This window comes from Burkholderia sp. A2, assembly GCF_001729305.1.
Lineage (GTDB): Bacteria > Pseudomonadota > Gammaproteobacteria > Burkholderiales > Burkholderiaceae > Burkholderia > Burkholderia sola.
The window spans coordinates 14,742-35,387 of record NZ_LZXX01000107.1; the positions used below are offsets into that span (position 1 = coordinate 14,742).

Here is a 20,646-nt window from a genome sequence, read left to right on the forward strand (position 1 = left end):
TTGTCCGATATTTTCACGCTTGCAGACGTGCCGCCAACCCCGCCGCTGCGCTCCACTTCATCGCATGCCATAAAGTTGCACACGCATCCATTCAGGCGGCAAACGATGCGTGACGCTCAACTCACGTGCACGCCGCGCAGCTTCGTCAGCAATGCGACGAGACGATCGATGTGCGCATCCTCGGTGCGCCACGACGACACGCTGATCCGGAACGCCGGCCGCCCCTGCCACACGGTCGCGCCGAACCACACGTCGCCCGACGCCTGCGCGGCTTCGAGGATCGCCGCCGTTTCCTCGTCGGTGCCGGCGCGTACGAGCACCTGGTTCAGCACGACGCGGTTCAGCACGTCGTAGCCGGCCGCCCGCAGGCCGTCCGCGACCCGCGCCGCCTGCGCGCAATGCCGCTCGACCATCGTCGCGACGCCGGCGCGGCCGAGCGAGCGCAGCGCGGCCCACACGGGAATGCCGCGCGCGCGTCGCGAGAATTCGAGGTTCAGGTTCTTCTGCGCATCCTGCGCGCCGCTCAGGTACACAGCGTCGCTGTTCATCGCGGTGGCGAGCGCGGCCGCGTCGCGGCAGATCACCATCGCGCCGTCGTACGGCGTGTTGAGCCATTTGTGACCGTCGGTCGTCCAGCTGTCCGCGCCGTCGATGCCATCCGTCAGCGCGCGCTTCGACGACGCCCGCGCCCACAGGCCGAACGCGCCGTCCACGTGCACCCACGCGCCGGCCGCCTTCGCGGGCGGAATCAATGCCGCGAACGGATCGAATTCGCCGGTGTTCACTTCGCCCGCCTGCACGCAGAAGATCGTCATGTCGTCGAGCGGCGGCAACTGCGCCGGGTCGATCCGGCCGTGCGCATCGACCGGCGCGACGACGATGCGCTTCATTCCGAAGCCGAGCACGCGCAGCGCCTTCTTCACCGTGATGTGCGCGAGCGCGGAGATCACGACTTTCACCTCGGGCGCGCCGATCAGGCCGTCCTCGTCGATATCCCAGCCCTTGCGCGCGAGCAGCGCGCGCCGCGCGGCCACCAGCGCGACGAGCGTGCAGGCCGTCGCGCTGGTGCCGAAACCGACCGCGCTGCCTTCGGGCAGCCCGAGCGCCTCGACGACCCAGCGCGCGGCCTGGCGCTCGAGCGTCGCGGCCACCGGCGAATTCGCGTACGACGACGCGCACTGGTCCCACGCGAGCATCAGCCGCTCGGCCGCCGCCGCGGCCGGCAGCGTCGCGCCGATCACGAAGCCGAAGTAGTTCGGACCGTTCGATGCGACCGTCGCGGGTGTGCCGTGCTCGTCGAGCAGGCGCAGCACGTCGTCGGCCGGGCGTCCCGTATCGGGCAGCGCTTCGTCGAACGCGGCGAGGCCGGCCAGTGCGGCCGCATCGGGAAACGCGCGCCGTTCGTTCGTTGCAGCCAGATACGCGTGCGCGCGTCGGTCGGCGTCGGCCAGCAGGGCGAGTTCATCCATGTCGGGTGCCTCGGTCAGGGTCAGAGTTGGGAGAGATCGCGGCCGAGCTGCTGCAGCGCGCCGTCGATCCGCTTGTAGTACGTGAACTTGCCGACGCGGGTCGCCTGCACGAGCCCGGCGTCCGCGAGGATGCGCATGTGGCGCGTGGTCGTGGCCGGCGCGATGCCGAGCTTCTCGGTGATATACGTGCAGCACACGCCGAGTTCGTCGAAGTCGCCGTGCGGCTGCGGCGGGAAATGCTTGCGCGGCTGCTTGAGCCAGCGCAGCACGGCCAGACGGCTTTCGTTGGCCAAGGCGCTGATGCGGATAACGTCGTCCATGGGGTTCGGCTTCGCTTGACGTTTTGAATATTAGCTAAATGACGAAATGTGGGCAACGAATTTGAACAGCGGTTTCAGCCCGCGATGCCGCGCGCCCGTCGCACCGTCGCGCATTCGATGCGCTCACGGCGAGATCGCCGTCGCAACGTCTCGCAGGCCGCGCGCGGGCAACGTGCTGTTACGCGAGCGCCTCCGCCAGCCGGTCGATCAACGCGCGCACGCGCCGCGGCTGCGCGGCACGCCCCGGATAGACGATCTGCAGATCCACATCGCCCGGCGAGAACGCGCCGAGCACCTCGACGAGCGCGCCCGACGCCAGATCCCGTTCGACGTCGACCAGCGATTTCAGCGCGACGCCGTGCCCCGCGATACACCACGCGCGCACGAGCGCGCCGTCGTTGGCGACGCGCCGGCCGCGCACCACGATGCGCTTCAATACGCCATCGATGCTGAACGGCCATTCGGCATACAACTCCTGGCCGAAGCGCATCACGATGCAGTCGTGTGCGGCGAGTTCGTCCGGGTGTGTCGGCGTGCCGTGTGCGGCGAGATACGCGGGCGCCGCGCACACCACGCGCCGCGCACGGCCGACCGAGCGGCTGCGCAAGGAGCTGTCCGCCAGCGTGCCGCGACGGATCGCGAAATCGAGCCCCTGCCCGACGAGGTCGACATACCCGTCGCCGAGATGCAGGTCGACCGTCACGCCCGGATGTTCGGCCAGGAACGCGTCGAGGACCGGCACGACGCGCTCGCGCCCGAGATCGGCCGGCGCACTCAGCCGCACGGGCCCCGACAGCGTCTGCACGCCCAGCCGCACACGGCTTTCGAGCTCGTCGGCCTCGGCCAGCAGGCGTCGCGCACCCTCCGCCAGCGTGCGCCCCTCGTCGGTCAGGCTGATCGCGCGCGTCGTGCGCGTGAGCAGCGCCGCGCCGTAGTGACGCTCGAGCGCCGTCAGCCGCTCGGACACCGTGGCCGGCGACAGGCCGACCTCGCGGCCCGCCGCGGCCAGCCCGCCCTTCTCCACGATGCGCAGGAACAGCGCGAGGTTGTCGAGCAGCATTGTTCGCTCCTTCCGAAGGATATTTTCGCTATCTTCTGGATTATCCGGGAAAGGCGCAAACGGTACATTGGTCGCCTGACGATCGACGCGCGGCCGCGCCGCGCTCACACGACGAAAGGACATGCACATGGAATACCGTACGCTCGGCCGCTCCGGCCTCAAGGTCCCCGTCCTGAGCTTCGGCGCCGGCACGTTCGGCGGCACCGGCCCGCTGTTCGGTGCCTGGGGCAATACCGGGGTCGATGAAGCACGCCGCCTGATCGACATCTGCCTCGAAGCCGGCGTCAACCTGTTCGACACGGCCGACGTGTATTCCGACGGCGCGTCCGAGCGCGTGCTCGGCGCCGCGCTCAAGGGGCGCCGCGACCAGGTGCTGATCTCGACCAAGACGGGCCTGCCGACCGGCGACGGCCCGAACGACGCGGGCACGTCGCGCGCACGGCTCGTGCGCGCCGTCGACGACGCGCTGCGCCGCCTCGACACCGACTACATCGACCTGCTGCAACTGCACGCGTTCGACGCCGGCACGCCGGTCGAGGAAGTGATGTCGACGCTCGACGATCTCGTGCGCGCGGGCAAGCTGCGCTATATCGGCGTGTCGAACTTCGCCGGCTGGCAGATCATGAAGTCGCTCGCGGCGGCCGACCGGCACGGCTGGACGCGCTACGTGGCGAACCAGGTGTACTACTCGCTCGTCGGCCGCGACTACGAATGGGACCTGATGCCGCTCGGCGCCGACCAGGGCCTCGGCGCGCTGGTGTGGAGCCCGCTCGGCTGGGGCCGGCTCACCGGCAAGATCCGGCGCGATGCGCCGCTGCCCGAAGGCAGCCGCCTGCACGAAACGGCCAGCTACGGGCCGCCGGTCGACGACGAACGCCTGTACGACGTGGTCGAGGCGCTCGACGCGATCGCGGAAGAAACCGGCAAGACGGTGCCGCAGATCGCGCTGAACTGGCTGCTGCAGCGGCCGACCGTGTCGTCGGTGATCGTCGGCGCGCGCAACGAGGAACAGTTGCGGCAGAACCTCGGCGCGGTGGGGTGGGCGCTGACCGATGCGCAGATCGCGAAGCTCGATGCGGCAAGTGCGGTGGAAGCGCCGTATCCGTATTTTCCGTATCGCCGCCAGGCGGCGTTCGCGCGGCTCAATCCGCCGATGCGCGGGTAAGCCGCGACGGCATCGGCATCAGGCCGGCCCACGTGCCGCCACTGCGAGACGGCCGCCTATCCGGTCGCCCGGCGGATACAAGAGTGGGCCGCCATTCATTTTCAGTAGCCCGACGGACACCATTCCTACGCGCTAATTTGTCCGCCCGATTCGATTCACCGGACCGAACCCCGGCCGCACTCACTCCAGCGGCCGCGCCTTGATCCACAGAAACAGCGGCACGCGCGCCCACTGCTTGAGCAGATCCGTATCGGCATGATCGGGCGGCGGCTCGCGCAGCGACACGATCGCGAACCCGGCCGCTTCCAGCGCTTCCATATAGGCCTGCAGCGGCAGCGACCAGCCCGCGAAGTGCATCGACAGCCCGTCGCGCGTTTCCACGCCGTCGAAATGCTCTCGCCCGAAATAGCTGCCCGTCAAAACGAACGGCGCGTCGGGCTGCGGCCCGGCAAAGCCGCCGCGGTCGCGGAACGGATGCACGATCGAGATGAACAGCGTGCCGCGCGGCTTCAGCACGCGGCGCGCCTCGTTCAACGCGCGCTGCATGTCGTCGAGATCCATCAGCACGTTGTAGGCCATCACGAGGTCGAAGCTGGCCGCGTCGAACGGCAGTGCCGCCGCATCGGCCAGTTGATAGCGATGCGCGGAATCCGCGTGACGCGCCGCATCGAGCATCGCGGGCACCGCGTCGCTCGCGGTCACGTCGTAGCCGAGCGCCTTCAGCTCGCGGCTCACGCGACCTTCGCCACAGCCGATCTCCAGCGCGGCGCCGGTGCCACGGCCGATGTAGGCCGCGAGCCCCGCGCGATATTTCCAGAACGCATCGTGGCCCGGCTTGCCGGCCCAGTCGATCCATTGGTCGGCAACCCGCGTCCAGTGTTCGGTAATGGCTTTCGTGTCGGTCATGCGTGCTCCCGCCCGGTGTGCGTCGTCAGCTCAGGATGCGCATGGTAAGCCGAAGCGGCGACAACGTGCATCGATTACCCCGTTCGGCCAGTTTCCGTTTCAGGTCACGACGTTCTACAGTTACGAGGACGCCACCCGCGCCGCGCACATCGCCCCGCTCGACGATGCGCGCCCCGATTCCGAGGAAAGCCATGCCGAGTCTCTTCGCCGCGCCCGCCGATGCCCCGCCAAGCGCCGTCGCCGCACAAACGCGCATGGTGCACGATGTGGCGACGCTGAGGCCGTCCGACTACCGGTCGGCGGACGGCGCGTCGTGGGTCATCTCGACGATCGCGCCGGCCGCCGACAGCGGCGCGAGCGTCACGGGCAAGACGTATTTCGACACCGCGAAAGGCCGGACCGTCCCGGTACCCGACGCACGCCGCCGCTATGCGAATCGCGGCACGTGGCAGGTCGTCGCGAGTTCGGGCGCGGCCGTCCCCGCGACGGGCCGCTACGACTGGCTCACGCTCGCGTGGCTGCCCATCAACCGGCGGCCGCTGCCGCAAACGCCCGAGCACCTGTATTCGCCGTTCATCCGCGGCGGCACGATCGTCTATCGGTGGAATCCGGCCGCGGAAGGCGGCGAGCAGTTCGGCAACGTGCGGATGATCTTTCCGGAATGGACTCGGCACGTGGTCGATGCGTTGCGGTCCGCGCCCGCTGCGGGGCCAGACGGCGCGTCGTCGGCCCCGCCTGCGCTCGATCGCCTGACAACAGACACGAACCCGATGACCGCCGTGCTCGACTTCGGCGATGCGCTGCGTGAAGAACCGGTGGACCGGATCGTTGCACGACTGCCCACGCTGCTGCGCGAGAAGGACCTGCACGAACTGTCGGCGGTCGTGTTCCTGTGTCTGTCGGCATCGCGCGAAGAGGACCGGCCGCGCTTCGTCGAAACGATCGACGCGACGATCGCGGGCACGGACGATCGCGCACGCCTGCTGGCGATCGCGTACGGCGCGTTCGCCGCGGGGCGGACGCAATCGGTTCCATTCCGCGACAGCGCGCTGAATGCACTCGTCAACGATGTATTCGGCGCGCTGAAACAGCGCACGACGGCACTCGGCGTGCCGGTCGCGCAAGGGTCGCCGTGGTACGAATTCTTTACCGCGTATCGACTCGGTGAAGCGGCAACGGGCAACGGCCAGTAATCGTCCGCGACGAGACGCCGTCGCGAAAGCAGTAGCCAATCTCCGACGCCGCTCGTCGCTCGCCGCACGTTATCTCGACGCTTCCGCGGTGCAAACCCGCCGCGTGGACCCAATACCGAATCGATTTCCCCTGCTATTCGACGATTTGAATCGCACCGCGCCATGCTAGCTTTCCGTTCGGCCATAAGGCCCATTCCAATAATCTCAATCAAAAGACCAATCATGAAATCTGTTATCCGCCATGCCGCGCTGGCATTCGTGACGATCGGCCTACTGTCGGGTTGCGCCAGCAGCGTGACGCGCGACGCCCGCGATCCGGCAGGGGCCACCGTGACCGCATCGACGCCCCAGTTCGGCAAGAAACCCGTGATCGTGAAGGTCACGCTCGACAGCGCCGCGCAGGAAGCATTGAAAGACAACCTGAAGTTCGACGCGAAGAAACTGCAGGAGAAAATCGAAAGCGCACTGGACGCACGCAAGCTGCTGGCCAAAGCGGATGCAACCGATGCGATGCACCTGAATGTCGAAGTCACCGGCATTCGCGTGCGCTCGAGTTTCTCGGCCGTCATGTTCGGCTTCATGGCCGGCAGCGATTACGTCGACGGCACCGTCACGTTCGCCGATGCCGACAATCATCCGCTCGATCACTTCAAGGTGTCGGCGTCGTATGCGCTCGGCGGTATCGCGGGCATCGACAGCATGCGCATGGACTGGCTGTACGAGAAATTCACCGAGAAGACGATCGCGACGCTCGATCCGGCGACCGCGGCAACGCAAGGCGACGCGGCATCGGCAGCGTCGAAGAAGCTGTAAGACCCGACGCTCGACGGATCGTGGATGCGCGGCCCGTCGGGCCATGGCGGCAGCCCCTGTGCCGCCGCCAACGACCGGCCTGGCCGGTCCAAACCGGGTGTCGCGCAATGCGCGAGTGAATGCCCCGTGCTCGCATCTGGCAGCGTTTCGATTCCGTTGAACCAGCCGATATGCATCGGATGCGGTCCAGCCCACCGACCGCCACGAGACACCCGCCCGCGCGAACGTCGCTTGGCACGACGCTAAAAAAAGCGGCCGCTCGCGAGCGGAGCGGCCGTCAAGGAGAGATCCCTATGCGGGATACCGGCGGACACCACACCAGACCGGCCTGCGTATTGTTGATGAACAGTATCCCGCTGACCATCAGACCGGTCTGATTCGCTGCACGTTGATGTGCACATCACGCAGTCCTGACCGCCCGAGCGTCTGTCGCGATCCGCAACACGCCGTTACGTTCTCGGCGGGAACCCCCATACGCGGCAATCGGTCGAAACGCCGCACGACCGTCGACGGCTTCATCGTCGCGGCGGACCATCCCGTCTTCTGCCCCGCTCGATCACGTCCATTCTTCCTATTTCATGCTGAGCATCGGTCCCTTCTCGATCCGCGTCGTCGCGGTCGCCGTCGCCGCGCTGCTGGCGTGGCTCGTCGCGCGTGTCATCCAGCGCCGCCCGCCGGACGGGCATCACAAGACCGCGTCGAGCCTGATCCTCGACACGCTGCTGCTCGGGCTGATGGCCGCGCGCGCCGGTTACGTCGCGCAATGGTGGCCGGACTATGTGGCGACGCCGCGCGCGATCGTCGCGCTCGGCGACGGCGGCTTCGACGCGCGCATCGGCATCGCGGCCGCGCTGGTGTTCGCGGGCTGGCGTCTGCGCCGCCTGCCTGCGCTGCGTCGGCCGGTGCTGGCCGGCATCGTCGCGGGCCTCGGTGCGTGGGGCATCGCGCAAGGCACGCTGGCGACGTTGCAACGCGGCGCGCCGCCGCTCGCCGCGATACCGCTCCAGGCGCTCGATTCGACGCCCGTATTGCCGGCGGGCTTCGTCGGCAAGCCGGTCGTCGTGAACCTGTGGGCGACGTGGTGCGCGCCGTGCCGCCGTGAGATGCCGATCCTCGAACAGGCGCAGCGCGATCATCCGGGCATCACGGTACTGATGCTCAACCAGGGAGAAAGCGCGCAAGCCGTTCGCGCTTTCCTCGAACAGCAGAGCCTGCGCTTCGATCACGTGCTGCTCGACCCTTCGCTGCATGCGATGCACGCGTATGGCTCGCGCGGGCTGCCGACCACGTTGTTCTTCAACGCGAAAGGCGAACTCGTCGAATCGCACATGGGCGAGCTGACCGCCGCACGGCTGAAGGACACCGTCACGCAACGCTTCGGGCAGTAATGGCCGACGGCTGACCGGAAGCCGCCCCACCTGTCCGGTATCGACCGCGTGACACGTCCACCCGGCAGGTGCCCGAATGCCTCATGTCCGTCCAATGGCCGGCGCCGCGCACGCGGCGCGATGCCGGCCCGGTCTTCCCGCGTCACGCCCTCAGAACTTGTGCCGAATTCCCGCATGCACCATCAGTTGCCTCGACGTCGACGACAGATCGGCCGCCCCGGGGATATAGGCCTGATCGAGCGATGAGCCGGTCGCATCGCCCGCGATCCGCTGGTAAGCGCCCATCAGATAGACGTCGGTGCGCTTCGACAGCGTGTAGTCGGCCATCAGCCCGATCGAATGGATCTTCGGCTTCGCGCTGCCCATGGTCGTGTCATAACGCACGGTCGTGTACACATACTGCGCACCGACGAAGAACGCCGGCGTGAACTGATACTTGCCGTTCACTTCGAAGTTCTGGTACTTGATCGCCGCGACCGTGCCGTCCGCGAGCGCCCCCGTCAACGGTTCGATCGTCTCGTCGCCGAACAGGTAGCCGACGTTCGCGCTCGGCCGCGTGACGTTGCTGTTCGTATACGCGAACCCCACCGTCGCGGACCCTGCGGTGTAGTTGATGCCCGCGCCGAAAATCCGCAATCTCGCCGACGCGAAGTTCGCATCCGCGCCGACCGACCCCGCGCCCGCGATCGCGCCGCCGGCCGTCGCGCCCGGGTTGCCCGCATTCAGGAACGCCGCGCCGACGAGCAGGCCGCCCTGCTCGTACTGCGCGCCGACGCTCCACTGCCGGTTGTTCGCGAACCCGGTGTCGTTGCTGAAGCTGTACGTGCCGCCGAACGAGAAACCGGCAAAATCCGGGCTCGACGCGGCGCGTTGCTTCATCGACTGCCTGCTGCACGTGATCCGCCAGCATGCGCGCTCCGCGCGCAAGGAGGATGTCGCGCTGTTTCACACGCTCACGCTCCTGATCTGACCGCAAGCGCGGCGCCGGAATCCGGCGCGGCTCAAATCAGACTCGTCCGATAGGCCCGGCGATACGCGATCCGTACACTCGGGCCCATGATTTCGCTGATCCAGTCCTCCTTCGATACGGCGCGCGATGCCGTCACCCGTGTCGCGGGCCGCCCTTCGTTCCTGCGCAAGCTCGACATCGCGGTGCTCGCGCTGATCGTCGCGAGCGTGCTCGTCGTGATGGCCGACAGCGTGCAGGAGCTGCACCAGCAATACGGCCACGCGCTTTATGCGGCCGAATGGGCGTTCACGCTGCTGTTTTCCGCCGAATACCTGCTGCGCCTTTGCTCCGCGAAGAAGCCGGCCGCGTATGCGCGCAGCTTCTTCGGCATCGTCGACCTCGTGTCGGTACTGCCGACCTATCTCGCATTCTTCTTCCCCGGCCTGCACGCGCTGATCGACGTGCGGCTGCTGCGCCTGCTGCGCGTGTTCCGCATCCTCGGGCTGTCGATCTATCTCGAGGAAGGGCAGATGCTGATCCGGGCGCTCACGCGCGCGCGGCGCAAGATCTTCGTGTTCATCGGCGGGATGTTCGTGCTCGTCGTGATTCTCGGCACCGTGATCTTTCTCGTCGAAGGGCCGGAGCACGGGATCACGAGCATTCCGGTGGGTGTCTACTGGGCGGCGGTGACGATGAGCACGACCGGCTACGGCGACCTGACGCCCGTCACGCCGCTCGGCCGGCTGATCACGTCGTGCGCGATCCTGCTCGGCTACGGGATCATCGCGTTTCCGACCGGGATCATGGGCGCGGAGCTGGTTGCATCGGCGCTGGAGCGCAGCCGGGCCAATACGCGGCCCGCCGACGGCGACGGGCCGTGCTGCCCGCATTGCGGTGGCGTGTTCCCGGTGCAAGGTACAGCGGATACCCCCGCGCACGGCCGCGTGCCCGCCAAAGGCCGCGACGCGCGATAGCCGCGGCAAGAATCAGCCCTGTCCTATTCAGCTTCCCTTCCCACTGGCCGACACTGAACTCATCGAGCGGACGACCGCGACCGATCGCTCCGGGCCGTAACGGCCTGCGCATCGGTCGCAAGCGCCGGCGGTTTTCAAGGAAGTTCGCATGAAACCGCCCACCCAATGCCCCGCTCGCATCCGTCATTTCATCGAGGAGTTCACATGATCATTCGCGCTACCCTGGCGACGCTCGTCGCCGCCACGCTGACGACCACCGCTTCCGCGCAGGTGCTCCAGGAAAAAAACCTGTCGTTGAATCTCGCCGCCGACATCGCGCAGCAAACGATCCAGGCCTGCTCGGCCAGCGGCTACGACGTGACGGTCACCGTGATCGACCGAAGCGGCATCGAGCGCGCGGTGCTGCGCGGCGACAACGCGGGGCTGCATACGGTGGATGCGTCGAAGCGCAAGGCCTACACCGCGCTGTCGACGAAAACGCCGACCGCCACGTTGGCCACGAACCTGCAGAAGAACCCGGTCGCCGCGCAAATGACGGCCATCGACGGTTTCCTGGTGCTCGGCGGCGGCGTGCCGATCAAGGCCGGCGACGAAGTGATCGGCGCCGTGGGTGTCGGTGGTGCGCCGGGCGGGCATCTCGACGAAGCGTGTGCGCTGCAGGGGATTGCGCGGGTACAAGCGAAGCTGATGTAACGAACCGGCCGCTCTCTGATGGAGCGGCTTTTTTATCGGGCGCCGACACAAACCGTGAAAGCGCCCGCTTCTCACCCCGCCTGCCCACCCAGCATCTGCACGAACGCGGCCAAGCCCGTCAGCATGATCTGCACGCCCACGCACAGCAGCAGGAACGCGGACACGCGCATCGCGACCTTCGTCCCTTCGCTGCCGAGATAGCGTGCGAGCGTCGTCGCGCGGCTGTAGATCTGCCAGATCGCGAACGCGACGAGCGCCGCGACCGCCACCGACACGACACCCGACACCAGGTAATCGCTCGCCGTATGCGCACGATTGGCATGCAGCGCGATGCCGGCCGCGATCGAGCCGGGGCCGATCGTCAGCGGCACCGTCAGCGGAAAGAACGCGCGCGACATCAGCTTCTGCAGATCGTCGCCATGCATGGCGACGTCGCCGCCGGCCGGGACGTCCGGTGCATTCAACATCGACCAGCCGGCCACCGCCACCGCGAAGCCGCCGCCCATCCGCAACGCCTCCATCGAGATCCCGAAGAAGTTCAGCACCGGCGCGCCGACGAAGAAGATCACGAGCAGCGTGAAGAACACGTTCGTCGCGAGCTGCTTCGACAGGATCGCGCGCTCGGCTTCGCTCAGCGATTGCGTGCGTTCGAGAAACACGAACGCCATGCCGAACGGGTTGATGATGCCGATCAGGCCCGTGAAGCCGAACAGGATTTCAGGGATCAGGCGGTCGAGCTGCATCGCGATCGTGCTCTCCGGTAACGAACGGGAATAAAAAAGCGGCCAGTCGAGAAGACCGGCCGCAAAGAGGAGATATCTCCATGATCCGGCACACGGGGGTATGCCGGGCCGCAGAAACTTGATTGTCGGGAATGTGAACCGGCAAGGGAATCAGTCGAGTCTGATTTTGTCGTCGCAGACCATCAGCATCGCGACGGCCGATCCCGGACAGACACCCTGAAACTGGCTGGACGCCACCAACGGCTCCGGCATATCTTCGCGCGCAATACGGACGAAACCCTGCCCGGCGAAGTAGTCTTCTGCCGTCGTGGTCAGCAACCCGACCGACCGGACGGCGCGAGCGCGGCATTGTTCGAGCAAACGGGCCACCAGCATGCGCCCCACACCGGCACGACGCGCGTGTTCGATGACGGCGATCGAACGCACGAGCGCATGACGTCCGTGGAACTCGATTCCGCCACATCCCACGATGCCGGATGCCGCATCGGCAACAACGAAATGCGGCAGATACAAGGCGACGCCCTCGGTCGGCAAACAGCTGACCCGAAGCAGCGCCTCGATCGAGGCCAGATCGGATTCGGTCGCTTGACGAATATGTGCCATGGTTGCACTCCCGGTTTGCTGCGACATCCCTGGATCCGACACGCTTACGCCAATCCAACCCTGCGCACCGGAATCTGGCCGAGCGCCCCGGCGTCGATTCGATGGCGAACGCTAGGCACGCGCTTGATTGACGCGTTTCGAAAGTTCTTCCGCGCTTTCCTTCCGCTCGCTATACCGATCGACCAGATAGGGACCGACATCGCGCGTGAGCAGCGTAAACTTCACAAGTTCTTCCGTCACGTCCACGACGCGATCGAAATACGCGGACGGCTTCATCCGCCCCGCTTCGTCGAATTCCATGAAGGCCTTCGCCACCGACGACTGGTTGGGGATGGTCAGCATGCGCATCCAGCGCCCGAGCACACGCATCTGGTTCACCGCGTTGAACGATTGCGAGCCGCCGCTCACCTGCATCACCGCGAGCGTCTTGCCCTGCGTCGGCCTCACGGCGCCGACTGACAGCGGAATCCAGTCGATCTGCGCTTTCATGATCCCGGTCATTGCACCGTGACGTTCGGGCGAACACCACACCATGCCTTCCGACCACATCACAAGCTCGCGCAGCTCGACCACTTTCGGGTGGCTCTCCGGCGCGTCGTCGGGCAGCGGCAATCCGCCCGGATTGAACATGCGCACCTCGGCGCCCATCGCCGTGAGCAGGCGCGCAGCTTCCTCGACCAGCAGACGGCTGAACGAACGCTCGCGCAGCGAGCCGTACAGCAGCAGGAACCGCAGCGGATGCGTGGATGGCGCCGCAGGCCGCAGTTGCGCGACGTCCGGCACGCGAAACAGCGTGGCGTCGAGTTGCGGCAGGTCGTTCAGGGAGTCGGTCATGGGGCGGTTCTCTCGTGATCTCGAACCCGGCATTCGTACCAGCCCTTCGACCGGTTGACGATGCGCACGACCAGCAACATCACCGGCACCTCGATCAGCACGCCGACGACGGTGGCCAGCGCTGCGCCGGAATGAAAACCGAACAGGCTGATCGCGGCCGCGACCGCCAGTTCGAAAAAATTGGATGCGCCGATCAGTGCCGACGGGCATGCGATGTCGTGCCTTTCGCCGACCGCGCGATTGAGCCAGTACGCAAGCGCCGAATTGAAGAACACCTGGATCAGGATCGGCACCGCGAGCAGCGCGATCACCAGCGGCTGCTTCAGGATCGCTTCGCCCTGGAACGCGAACAGCAACACGAGCGTGGCCAGCAGCGCGGCGATCGACCACGGGCCGATCTTCGTCATCGCGGCATCGAACGCAGCCTGGCCGTTCGCGAGCAGCCGCCTGCGCATGATTTGCGCGAAGATGACCGGAACGACGATGTAGAGCACGACCGACGTGAGCAGCGTCGCCCACGGTACCGTGATCGCCGACATCCCCAGCAGCAGGCCGACCAGCGGCGCGAACGCGATCACCATGATGCCGTCGTTCAGCGCGACCTGCGACAACGTGAAGAGCGGATCGCCCCCTGTCAGCCGGCTCCAGACGAACACCATCGCCGTGCACGGCGCGGCAGCCAGCAGGATCAGCCCGGCGACATAGCTGTCGAGCTGCTCCGCCGGCAGCAGCGGTGCAAACAAGTGGCGGATGAACAGCCAGCCGAGGAACGCCATCGAGAACGGCTTGACGAGCCAGTTCACGACGAGCGTGACGCCGATGCCTTTCACATGCCGGCGCACCTCGTGCAGCGCGCCGAAGTCGACCTTGACCAGCATCGGCACGATCATCACCCAGATCAGCAACCCGACCGGCAGATTGACCTGCGCGTACGTCATCCGGCCAATCGCCTGAAACAGGCCGGGCAGCGCCTGGCCGAAGACAATGCCCGCGACGATGCACAGCGCCACCCATACAGTCAGGTAGCGTTCGAAGACGTTGATGGACGACTTCGCGAGAACCTTGCGCGGCGGGGCGACGTTGACGTTGTTCATGGCGTGGGCGTCGGTGTTGAAGGGGCGGCTGGCCGCTCGATGCTTCGAATGGCAACGCAAGCGATCAATTTTGCGAGATAGCGGTCAGCGCCACCTGGAGTTCGGTGTTGCTCATGCGATCGAGCGGCAGCGCCAGCAACTGCAGCATCCGGTAGCCGATCGCCTGCCGCGTCAGTTCGAAGGCAAGACGCTTGCCGTCGTCGCCCGTCACGTTCGACGGATCGACGTAGCCCCAATGCACGTTGACCGGGGTGCCGGGCCAGTACGGGCACGTCTCCGACGCCGCGCTATCGCACACCGTGATGACGACGCGCATTTCCGGCGCACCGTCGCCGACGAACTCGTCCCAGCTTTTGCTGCGATAGCCGCCGACGTCGACACCGGCATTCGTCAGCGCTTCCAGCGCGAATGGATTCAGACGGCCGCTCGGCGCGCTGCCGGCACTGTATGCACGCACATCCTTGCCGAGCGTCGCGGCCCAGTGATTGAGCATGCCCTCGGCCAGCACGCTGCGCGCCGAGTTGTGGGTACAGAGGATCAGGACGTTCGTGGTCATGGGCGAAGGCGCGCGAACGCGCGTCAGGATTGACGGGGACGATCGATCTTCCCGGAAGGCGAGCAGCCGGACACCGGCGAGCATGGATTGCCGCCGCAACAATTCTCCGTGAGATAGCCGAGCAGCCCGTTCATCGTGTCGAAGTTCGCGCAATAGAACACGAAGCGGCCGTCCTGGCGGCTCGTCACGAGCTGCGCGTGCGCGAGTTCTTTCAGATGAAAGGACAGCGAGGACGGCGGCACGTCGAGCAGCGTGGCGATCCGGCCGGCCGGCATACCTTGTGGCCCGGCCTGCACGAGCGCGCGAAAGACCGCGAGGCGGGATTCATGCGCGAGCGCCGCGAGGGCGGCAATGGTTTCGTTGATTTCCATAATTCTATAATAGTCGAAATATGGAAATCAGGAAAGCGACGCCGATACACGGCGTCGCCGGGCCGTTCCGTCGGTCGATACCGGCCGCGCGACGCGCGCCGGTCAGCGCCCGACCAACCGCGTGTGACTCGGCAATTCAACCGTCAGATCGGTGCCGGCCGCTGCCGGCCGCGACGTGTCGCGCGTCGCGGCGAGCCATTGCGTAAACTCGGCGGCCGTCATGCCGACGGCCTGGGCCGAACTCGATACCGGCGTGGCCGCCGACGTATCGGTCGCTCGGGCAGCCGGTTGCGCATGCGGCATCGCGCCGCGTGCCGCAATCGCCGCATGTTGGACGGCAGGCGCGTTCGCGCCAGCCTGACGCGCCGCCTTGCCACGCGGCGCCCCTGCGGATTTCGCCGCCGGCCGCGCCGCAGCCACCGCAACCGGCTTGCGCGCCGACGATCCGCGATCGGCACGCGGCACCGCGGCTTCCGCGACGACAGCATTCGACGCGACAGCCATCGCCACCGCGACCGGTTCAGCCGCCGACCCGCTACCCGCGACGTGCAACGCGCGTGCCTCCGCGGACGCGGTTTCCGCCACCACCGTCGCGGCGGCCTTCATCTGCGCATCCGTCGGCGCCGCACGATCCGCCCGCACGATCGCGACTTCCGCCGCGTGGCCCGTGGCCCGCGCGACTTCCGTCGCCGCGACGGCCGCCGTCGGCGCTGCCGCGATCGCAGTCGAATAACCCGCGTCATGCTCCGCCGCATGCTGGCGTTCGTCGACCAGATGCGTCGCGACGATGCACGCGGCGCCGACCAGCGCACACGTCATCAACGTCAGACGCCAGCGACGGCGCAGCGGATGCGGGCGCACCCATGCACGGTTGTCCGAACCGAAATCCTCGGCGCGCACGACCTTGACGGGCCGCGCAGCGCCGACGACGTTGCCACCGTTCGCCGCGGGTGCCGGCACGCGCGGCGCGCCGTAGATATCGAACACGTGTTGCCGCGCCCGCCGGCTCGCCACGAACGGCCGGCGTCGGCGGCCGTACGGCGGCGGCACATCCGAGAACGGATGCGCGAGCGGAATCGCGTAATGCCCGGTGATGTCCTGCATGCTCATGATGTCGACGACGCATTGCGCGACATCCGACATCCGCCGCGGCAATCCGTGCTCCCGTAGTTGAACGAATGGCTCCGAGTATCGCCGTCGCCCCGGTTCCGGTAAATCGGACTGCGTCACCTTCGGTCCGATGCGACGGTCAGCCTGGTCCTACCGTCGCGCCGGGGTCGCCCGAACGGACGGCGCCCTCCCCGCGCGTACAACGCATCGCGCCCTCGCACCGTCCGTCGAACGCTCAACTGCCGCGATACACCGACACGTACCACGGCGAACACGCCACCGGCACGTGATGGTGCCGCGCCGGATCGGTCACGGTGAAACGCACGGGCACGACATCCGTCAGCGCATCCGCCACGCGGAAATACTCGCCGAGATGAAACCGCAGTTCGAACGCGCCGCGGCGCGCGAGATCGCCGTCCAGCATCGGCGCGTCGTTACGCCCTTCCGCGTTGCTGACCGCACGCGCGACGAGCACCGGCGGCTGCTCGCCCAGGTCGAAGAGTTCGATCCGCACGCCGGTGATCGGCCTGCCGGTGGCGACGTCCAGCAGATGCGTGCTGATGCCCGTCATGTCGTGCTCCTTTTGCGCAGGTGCGGCCGTATCACGTGCCGCGGTAATACGTGTAGTTCCAGCGGCCGAACTGCACTGCGACATGCAGCCGCTCGTCGTCGCGCGCGACTCGAAAGCGGACCGGCACGACCGTCAGGAACGGCGACGGCACGTCACGTGCACGAAAGTACTCGCCGACATGCAGCGTCAGCGTGTACGTGCCCGCGCGATACGCGTCGCCGGCCAGCAGCGGCGTGCCGGTACCGCCACGCGCATCGACGGTCGCACGACGCATCGGCACGTCTTGCGCGCCGTCGACGCGCGACAGCTCGACGCGCATGCCTTCGGCCGCGACGCCGTTCAGCATGTCGACGATGCGCACGGTCAGATCGGGCGATGCGTCGCGCCGCACACCGGGCGCGACGCCCGGCGCGGATGCCCCGTCGGCTGCCCATGCGCGCACGGCGGCCAGCGCGGTCGTCGCCAGCACGAGCCTGCGTCGCCCCGTATCGATCACGTTCTTCATGCGATGCGTCTCCGCGGGCGCGACTTCCATCAGAACCGGCCGCGCAGGCCAATGAACACTTCGTTCGACGACAGCTTCGACTTCAGCTGTTCGTCACGTGCGTTGATGCGGTTCGCGAACGTGTTGAAGCCCGTCTCGACGTTGCCCATGTCGACATAGCGATACCCGAGATCGATCGAGAAACGCTTGTTGATCGCATAGCTCACGCCCGCGCCGGCCGAGTATGCGAGGTTGGTCTGCGTCTTCGACGCGAAGCGGCGCGTATCGTTGGTCTGCCAGCCGTCGGCCGACACGATCGCGACACCGATACCCAGCGTGCCGTACACGGAGAAGCCGCGGCCGAGATCGAAGTCCTTGTAGCCGTTCAGCATCAGGCGCTGCGCCGACACGTGGAATTCGTTCGCGTTCGCGTCGAACGGCGCCCAGTAGCTGGTGAAGTTGTTGGTGCGCTTGAACACGTATTCGCCTTCCGCGCGCCAGCCATTGCCGAACTGGTAGCCGAGGCCGAGCGAGCCGGTGACGTTCGAACCCGTCTCCGGGCCGCCGACGCGGCTCGCGACGCGCGGGCTCGTCAGCTCCATGTTCACAGCGTTGTCGAACGCGCCGATGACGCGGCCCGTCGCGTAGTAGCCGGCGTCGCTCGCGTCGGCGGTCTTCTTCGTCTCCGGCGCGGCGACGGTATCGGCGAAAGCGGCGCCCGAGAACAGCAGGGCGAGCGTGGACGGCAGGGCAAAGCGCTTGATCATGGTGTATCGAATCCTTGACGATGAATGACGAGTCGGAGAAGCCGTCATCGTAGGAATCGCGCCGCGATCGTTGAACCCGTTCGGCTACGGGTTGCGCCTCCGTAGCGCTACGGAGGCGCGCCGCCCGCGAGCGCCGCGTAATCGCGCACGAGTTCGACCAGCGACGCGGCCTGCAGCTTGTCGAACACGTTCGCGCGATAGGTCTCGACGGTGCGCGGCGACAGCCCGAGTTCGCGGGCGATCTCCTTGTTGCTGCCGCCGCGCACGATCCCTTCCAGCACCTCGCGTTCTCGCGCGCTCAGCGTCGCGAGGCGCGCCGTGCGGGTCTGATCGGCGTCGTCCTGGCCACGCCGCGCGGCCTGCCGGCGCAGCGCCTGCTGCACCGTGTCGATCAGCTCGTCGTCGTCCACCGGCTTGCGCAGGAAATCGAGCGCCCCGCGCTTGAACGCGCGCCGGCACGCGTCGACGTTGCCGTGACCCGTCATCACGATCACCGGCAGGTCGCGCCGCGCGCGCAGTTGGTCGAGCGCATCGAGGCCGCTCATGCCCGGCATCCGGATGTCGAGCAGCACGCAGCCGAGCGCCGCGTCGTCGGCATCGGCGAGGAAGGCCGATGCGTCCGGATAGCAGCGCGTCGGCACGCCGACCGTGCGCAGCAGCAACGCGAGGCCGTCGCGCACGGCTTCGTCGTCGTCGACGATCGCGACGACGGAGGCGTCGCGGATTGCAGACGGTTGAAGCGAATCGCTCATGCGGCCTCCGCGGCCAGCGGCAGCAGCAACGCGGCTTCGACGCCGCCCGATGGCAGGTTGCGCACCGTGAGCGTGCCGTCCTGGCGCTGCGCGAGCGTGTCGCACAGCGGTAGCCCGAGGCCGAGTCCGCGCGCACGGGTCGTGAAGAACGGTTCGAACAGGCGCGGCAGCGTCTCTTCCGGCACGCCCGGGCCGTTGTCGGTCACGCTGAAGCGGTAGTGCTTGCCGACGCGCGCGCCGCTGACGCGAATCTCGCCACGCGATGCACCCGTGCCAACGCCGGCGCCGGCCAGCGCGTCGCGCGCGTTCTGGATCAGGTTGTGCAGGATCTGCTCGACCGCGATCGGCTCCGCGAACGGCCGCTCGCGCGCCGCCGCGTTGTGCCAGCCGAGCGCGATGTGCTCGCGCGCGCATTCGTCGCGGTACAGGAACAGCAGCGTCTGCATGATCGCGTCGGGATCGAGCGCGCGGCGCTCGCCGCCATGCGCGGTCGTCACCGCTTCGCGCATGCGCTCCAGGATCGCCGCCGCGCGCTTCGCCTGCGCGACGCTCGTCTGCAGCGCACGGCGCACGCTGTCGCGCTCGGTCGGCCGATCGAGCATGCGTTCGGCCGCACGCGTGTGGCTGACAATCGCGGTCAGCGGCTGGTTCAGCTCGTGCGCGAGGCCGGCCGCCATTTCGCCGAAGGTATCGAGCCGACCGAAGCGATCGAGGCGCGCCCGCGCATCCTCGCGGCGCCGCGCCTCGCGCAGCCGCCATGCGCCGAGCGCGCCTGCCGCGAGCAGCGCCGCCACCGCGTTCCACAGCCCGATCGGCAGCCACGGCAAATCGACGGCCGTCAGCGTGCGCGTGGTGCGCAGTACGAACGCCTGCGGCTGCGCGGGCAGGTGTTTCTCGAGATGCATCGTCCACAACGGCGTCGCGTCGCCGCTCACGCGCTGCAGCAACTCGACGCGGCGGTCGCGCAATTCCAGCGCCGCCGATGAAATCGCCGTCGACCAGTCGCCCGGCTGCAGCATCCGGCGCGGATCGACGCGCACGGCCCAGCCGGTCCCGGCTATGAGCCAGTACGCGGCCGGGCCGTCGAATGCGAGCCTGAACGGCTTGCCGGGCCGTTGCTGCGGCAGCGCGTCGGGGGCCGGTCCGCCGTCGGTCTGCCAGCCCGCGCCGGGCCGCCAGTACGCAAGCCCGTCGAGCTGCGGCATCCGTTCGCGCAGGTTGTCGAGCATGTGCGCGGGCGGCGCGGCCAGCGACGACGCGCCGAGCGTCGCGAGGATCGCCTCGTGCTGCGCGGCCTTCTGCGCGAGCAGGCGGATCGTGATGCTCGAATCCTGGAAGAAGCGGCCGTACGCGTCGGACACGGCGCGCGAGATGAGGAACGCAGTGCCGGCGAGGCTCAGCGCGAGCCAGGCGGCCAGCGCGGCGATTCGGAAAGACGGTTTCATGTTCGATGGCAAGCCGGAAAACGGGCCGGGCACTGCACGAGACGATTGCCGCACCCTGCGCCGGTGGTCGTCATTGTCGGCAAATCGACGCAGCCCGTGGTCCGAATCCGGTTATGCCGGCTGTCAGCCCAGTCCCAAACCGCGGCAACATCGATTGCACCGCCTGCAATTTCAGACTGGGCTGATTTTCTTCAGACTCCGAACCGACCAGAATCGGCTTGCTTGTTCTCCGTTGCCTCCTGGAGTACAGGCTCCATAGTCGATACTTTTCCCGCCTCCCCGGCGGGACTTTTTTTGGACGGCGTCACGCCGCTAACTGCCCGGAACCTGTCCGGCCATGATCCCGCCTCTTTTCATCCGACCGCGTACGCCTGCCGCACCCGCGC

Annotated in this window: 22 protein-coding genes and 2 pseudogenes; 7 read left to right on the forward strand and 17 right to left on the reverse strand. The window is 67.5% G+C overall.

What is annotated here, in order from left to right; genetic code table 11:
• Window positions 1–116: 116 nt before the first annotated feature.
• The 3 genes from A9Z05_RS24165 to A9Z05_RS24175 form a co-directional block, all read right to left on the reverse strand.
• Window positions 117–1,469, reverse strand: coding sequence for a pyridoxal-dependent decarboxylase (locus tag A9Z05_RS24165; protein ID WP_069620333.1), 1,353 nt, complete (start codon window positions 1,467–1,469; stop codon window positions 117–119).
• A 20-nt stretch (window positions 1,470–1,489) separates the two neighbouring features.
• Entirely contained in the window at window positions 1,490–1,789 is a 300-nt protein-coding gene (locus tag A9Z05_RS24170) for a helix-turn-helix transcriptional regulator (protein ID WP_050017894.1), read from the reverse strand.
• A gap of 178 nt (window positions 1,790–1,967) precedes the next feature.
• Window positions 1,968–2,849, reverse strand: coding sequence for a LysR family transcriptional regulator (locus A9Z05_RS24175; RefSeq protein ID WP_069620334.1), 882 nt, complete (start codon window positions 2,847–2,849; stop codon window positions 1,968–1,970).
• Between the two features lie 127 nt (window positions 2,850–2,976).
• Here A9Z05_RS24175 and A9Z05_RS24180 point away from each other — a divergent pair, with 127 nt between their 5' ends.
• The gene (locus tag A9Z05_RS24180) at window positions 2,977–4,014 is read left to right on the forward strand and encodes an aldo/keto reductase (RefSeq protein ID WP_069620335.1); all 1,038 of its coding nucleotides are present in this window, start codon (window positions 2,977–2,979) and stop codon (window positions 4,012–4,014) included.
• 180 nt (window positions 4,015–4,194) lie between these two features.
• On the opposite strand, the gene A9Z05_RS24185 is transcribed toward A9Z05_RS24180, so the two are convergent.
• A complete protein-coding gene (locus A9Z05_RS24185) occupies window positions 4,195–4,920 on the reverse strand; it encodes a class I SAM-dependent methyltransferase (protein ID WP_069620336.1) in 726 nt (241 codons plus the stop codon).
• Between the two features lie 191 nt (window positions 4,921–5,111).
• On the opposite strand from A9Z05_RS24185, the gene A9Z05_RS24190 reads away from it, so the two are divergent.
• The 3 genes from A9Z05_RS24190 (at window position 5,112) to A9Z05_RS24200 (ending at window position 8,314) form a co-directional block, all read left to right on the forward strand.
• Window positions 5,112–6,113, forward strand: coding sequence for a hypothetical protein (locus A9Z05_RS24190; protein WP_069620337.1), 1,002 nt, complete (start codon window positions 5,112–5,114; stop codon window positions 6,111–6,113).
• Window positions 6,114–6,335: 222 nt separating this feature from the next.
• A complete protein-coding gene (locus A9Z05_RS24195; protein WP_069620338.1) occupies window positions 6,336–6,926 on the forward strand; it encodes a DUF4410 domain-containing protein in 591 nt (196 codons plus the stop codon).
• Between the two features lie 578 nt (window positions 6,927–7,504).
• Complete coding sequence (locus tag A9Z05_RS24200; RefSeq protein ID WP_069620339.1) at window positions 7,505–8,314, forward strand: TlpA disulfide reductase family protein; 810 nt, start codon at window positions 7,505–7,507, stop codon at window positions 8,312–8,314.
• A gap of 150 nt (window positions 8,315–8,464) precedes the next feature.
• On the opposite strand, the pseudogene A9Z05_RS24205 reads toward A9Z05_RS24200, so the two are convergent.
• Window positions 8,465–9,175: pseudogene (locus A9Z05_RS24205) on the reverse strand (porin); the annotation flags it as partial.
• Between A9Z05_RS24205 and A9Z05_RS37965 the strand changes: the two are divergent.
• From A9Z05_RS37965 to A9Z05_RS24215, 3 genes and pseudogenes are all read left to right on the forward strand, one after another.
• Window positions 9,174–9,284: pseudogene (locus A9Z05_RS37965) on the forward strand (LysR family transcriptional regulator); the annotation flags it as partial. The pseudogenes A9Z05_RS24205 and A9Z05_RS37965 sit on opposite strands and share 2 nt — an antisense overlap.
• 86 nt (window positions 9,285–9,370) lie before the next feature.
• Entirely contained in the window at window positions 9,371–10,237 is an 867-nt protein-coding gene (locus A9Z05_RS24210; protein ID WP_069620340.1) for an ion transporter, read from the forward strand.
• Between the two features lie 204 nt (window positions 10,238–10,441).
• Window positions 10,442–10,930: a heme-binding protein gene (locus A9Z05_RS24215; protein WP_069620341.1), complete on the forward strand. Its 489-nt coding sequence runs from the start codon at window positions 10,442–10,444 to the stop codon at window positions 10,928–10,930.
• A gap of 71 nt (window positions 10,931–11,001) precedes the next feature.
• Here A9Z05_RS24215 and A9Z05_RS24220 read toward each other — a convergent pair whose 3' ends face one another.
• From A9Z05_RS24220 to A9Z05_RS24275, 12 genes are all read right to left on the reverse strand, one after another.
• Window positions 11,002–11,673 (reverse strand): MarC family protein, encoded by a 672-nt coding sequence (locus tag A9Z05_RS24220; RefSeq protein ID WP_069620342.1) that lies wholly within the window; start codon window positions 11,671–11,673, stop codon window positions 11,002–11,004.
• 150 nt (window positions 11,674–11,823) lie between these two features.
• Window positions 11,824–12,276, reverse strand: coding sequence for an arsenic resistance N-acetyltransferase ArsN2 (arsN2, locus tag A9Z05_RS24225; protein ID WP_069620355.1), 453 nt, complete (start codon window positions 12,274–12,276; stop codon window positions 11,824–11,826).
• A 111-nt stretch (window positions 12,277–12,387) separates the two neighbouring features.
• Complete coding sequence (arsH, locus tag A9Z05_RS24230; protein ID WP_069620343.1) at window positions 12,388–13,110, reverse strand: arsenical resistance protein ArsH; 723 nt, start codon at window positions 13,108–13,110, stop codon at window positions 12,388–12,390.
• Entirely contained in the window at window positions 13,107–14,204 is a 1,098-nt protein-coding gene (gene arsB / locus A9Z05_RS24235) for an ACR3 family arsenite efflux transporter (RefSeq protein ID WP_069620344.1), read from the reverse strand. Before arsB ends, arsH begins: the two co-directional genes overlap by 4 nt.
• A gap of 64 nt (window positions 14,205–14,268) precedes the next feature.
• Window positions 14,269–14,760: an arsenate reductase ArsC gene (locus A9Z05_RS24240; protein WP_069620345.1), complete on the reverse strand. Its 492-nt coding sequence runs from the start codon at window positions 14,758–14,760 to the stop codon at window positions 14,269–14,271.
• A 23-nt stretch (window positions 14,761–14,783) separates the two neighbouring features.
• A complete protein-coding gene (locus A9Z05_RS24245) occupies window positions 14,784–15,131 on the reverse strand; it encodes a helix-turn-helix transcriptional regulator (protein WP_069620346.1) in 348 nt (115 codons plus the stop codon).
• Between the two features lie 102 nt (window positions 15,132–15,233).
• Entirely contained in the window at window positions 15,234–16,274 is a 1,041-nt protein-coding gene (locus A9Z05_RS24250) for a serine protease (RefSeq protein ID WP_256122081.1), read from the reverse strand.
• Window positions 16,275–16,476: 202 nt separating this feature from the next.
• Complete coding sequence (gene uraH, locus A9Z05_RS24255) at window positions 16,477–16,812, reverse strand: hydroxyisourate hydrolase (RefSeq protein ID WP_069620347.1); 336 nt, start codon at window positions 16,810–16,812, stop codon at window positions 16,477–16,479.
• 31 nt (window positions 16,813–16,843) lie between these two features.
• Entirely contained in the window at window positions 16,844–17,317 is a 474-nt protein-coding gene (locus A9Z05_RS24260; RefSeq protein ID WP_069620357.1) for a hydroxyisourate hydrolase, read from the reverse strand.
• Window positions 17,318–17,346: 29 nt separating this feature from the next.
• Window positions 17,347–18,063: an outer membrane protein gene (locus A9Z05_RS24265; protein WP_069620348.1), complete on the reverse strand. Its 717-nt coding sequence runs from the start codon at window positions 18,061–18,063 to the stop codon at window positions 17,347–17,349.
• A gap of 107 nt (window positions 18,064–18,170) precedes the next feature.
• The gene (locus tag A9Z05_RS24270) at window positions 18,171–18,815 is read right to left on the reverse strand and encodes a response regulator transcription factor (protein WP_069620349.1); all 645 of its coding nucleotides are present in this window, start codon (window positions 18,813–18,815) and stop codon (window positions 18,171–18,173) included.
• A complete protein-coding gene (locus tag A9Z05_RS24275) occupies window positions 18,812–20,260 on the reverse strand; it encodes an ATP-binding protein (protein WP_069620350.1) in 1,449 nt (482 codons plus the stop codon). The genes A9Z05_RS24270 and A9Z05_RS24275 overlap by 4 nt, the downstream gene beginning before the upstream one ends.
• Window positions 20,261–20,646: the final 386 nt, after the last annotated feature.

What these genes read in the sequence shown, in the direction of transcription:
- A9Z05_RS24165 (WP_069620333.1), bottom strand. Translation starts at nt 1,469, where the DNA reads ATGGATGAACTCGCCCTGCTGGCCGACGCCGACCGACGCGCGCACGCG.
- A9Z05_RS24170 (WP_050017894.1), bottom strand. Translation starts at nt 1,789, where the DNA reads ATGGACGACGTTATCCGCATCAGCGCCTTGGCCAACGAAAGCCGTCTG.
- A9Z05_RS24175 (WP_069620334.1), bottom strand. Translation starts at nt 2,849, where the DNA reads ATGCTGCTCGACAACCTCGCGCTGTTCCTGCGCATCGTGGAGAAGGGC.
- A9Z05_RS24180 (WP_069620335.1), top strand. Translation starts at nt 2,977, where the DNA reads ATGGAATACCGTACGCTCGGCCGCTCCGGCCTCAAGGTCCCCGTCCTG.
- A9Z05_RS24185 (WP_069620336.1), bottom strand. Translation starts at nt 4,920, where the DNA reads ATGACCGACACGAAAGCCATTACCGAACACTGGACGCGGGTTGCCGAC.
- A9Z05_RS24190 (WP_069620337.1), top strand. Translation starts at nt 5,112, where the DNA reads ATGCCGAGTCTCTTCGCCGCGCCCGCCGATGCCCCGCCAAGCGCCGTC.
- A9Z05_RS24195 (WP_069620338.1), top strand. Translation starts at nt 6,336, where the DNA reads ATGAAATCTGTTATCCGCCATGCCGCGCTGGCATTCGTGACGATCGGC.
- A9Z05_RS24200 (WP_069620339.1), top strand. Translation starts at nt 7,505, where the DNA reads ATGCTGAGCATCGGTCCCTTCTCGATCCGCGTCGTCGCGGTCGCCGTC.
- A9Z05_RS24210 (WP_069620340.1), top strand. Translation starts at nt 9,371, where the DNA reads ATGATTTCGCTGATCCAGTCCTCCTTCGATACGGCGCGCGATGCCGTC.
- A9Z05_RS24215 (WP_069620341.1), top strand. Translation starts at nt 10,442, where the DNA reads ATGATCATTCGCGCTACCCTGGCGACGCTCGTCGCCGCCACGCTGACG.
- A9Z05_RS24220 (WP_069620342.1), bottom strand. Translation starts at nt 11,673, where the DNA reads ATGCAGCTCGACCGCCTGATCCCTGAAATCCTGTTCGGCTTCACGGGC.
- arsN2 (WP_069620355.1), bottom strand. Translation starts at nt 12,276, where the DNA reads ATGGCACATATTCGTCAAGCGACCGAATCCGATCTGGCCTCGATCGAG.
- arsH (WP_069620343.1), bottom strand. Translation starts at nt 13,110, where the DNA reads ATGACCGACTCCCTGAACGACCTGCCGCAACTCGACGCCACGCTGTTT.
- arsB (WP_069620344.1), bottom strand. Translation starts at nt 14,204, where the DNA reads ATGAACAACGTCAACGTCGCCCCGCCGCGCAAGGTTCTCGCGAAGTCG.
- A9Z05_RS24240 (WP_069620345.1), bottom strand. Translation starts at nt 14,760, where the DNA reads ATGACCACGAACGTCCTGATCCTCTGTACCCACAACTCGGCGCGCAGC.
- A9Z05_RS24245 (WP_069620346.1), bottom strand. Translation starts at nt 15,131, where the DNA reads ATGGAAATCAACGAAACCATTGCCGCCCTCGCGGCGCTCGCGCATGAA.
- A9Z05_RS24250 (WP_256122081.1), bottom strand. Translation starts at nt 16,274, where the DNA reads ATGTCGGATGTCGCGCAATGCGTCGTCGACATCATGAGCATGCAGGAC.
- uraH (WP_069620347.1), bottom strand. Translation starts at nt 16,812, where the DNA reads ATGACGGGCATCAGCACGCATCTGCTGGACGTCGCCACCGGCAGGCCG.
- A9Z05_RS24260 (WP_069620357.1), bottom strand. Translation starts at nt 17,317, where the DNA reads ATGAAGAACGTGATCGATACGGGGCGACGCAGGCTCGTGCTGGCGACG.
- A9Z05_RS24265 (WP_069620348.1), bottom strand. Translation starts at nt 18,063, where the DNA reads ATGATCAAGCGCTTTGCCCTGCCGTCCACGCTCGCCCTGCTGTTCTCG.
- A9Z05_RS24270 (WP_069620349.1), bottom strand. Translation starts at nt 18,815, where the DNA reads ATGAGCGATTCGCTTCAACCGTCTGCAATCCGCGACGCCTCCGTCGTC.
- A9Z05_RS24275 (WP_069620350.1), bottom strand. Translation starts at nt 20,260, where the DNA reads ATGAAACCGTCTTTCCGAATCGCCGCGCTGGCCGCCTGGCTCGCGCTG.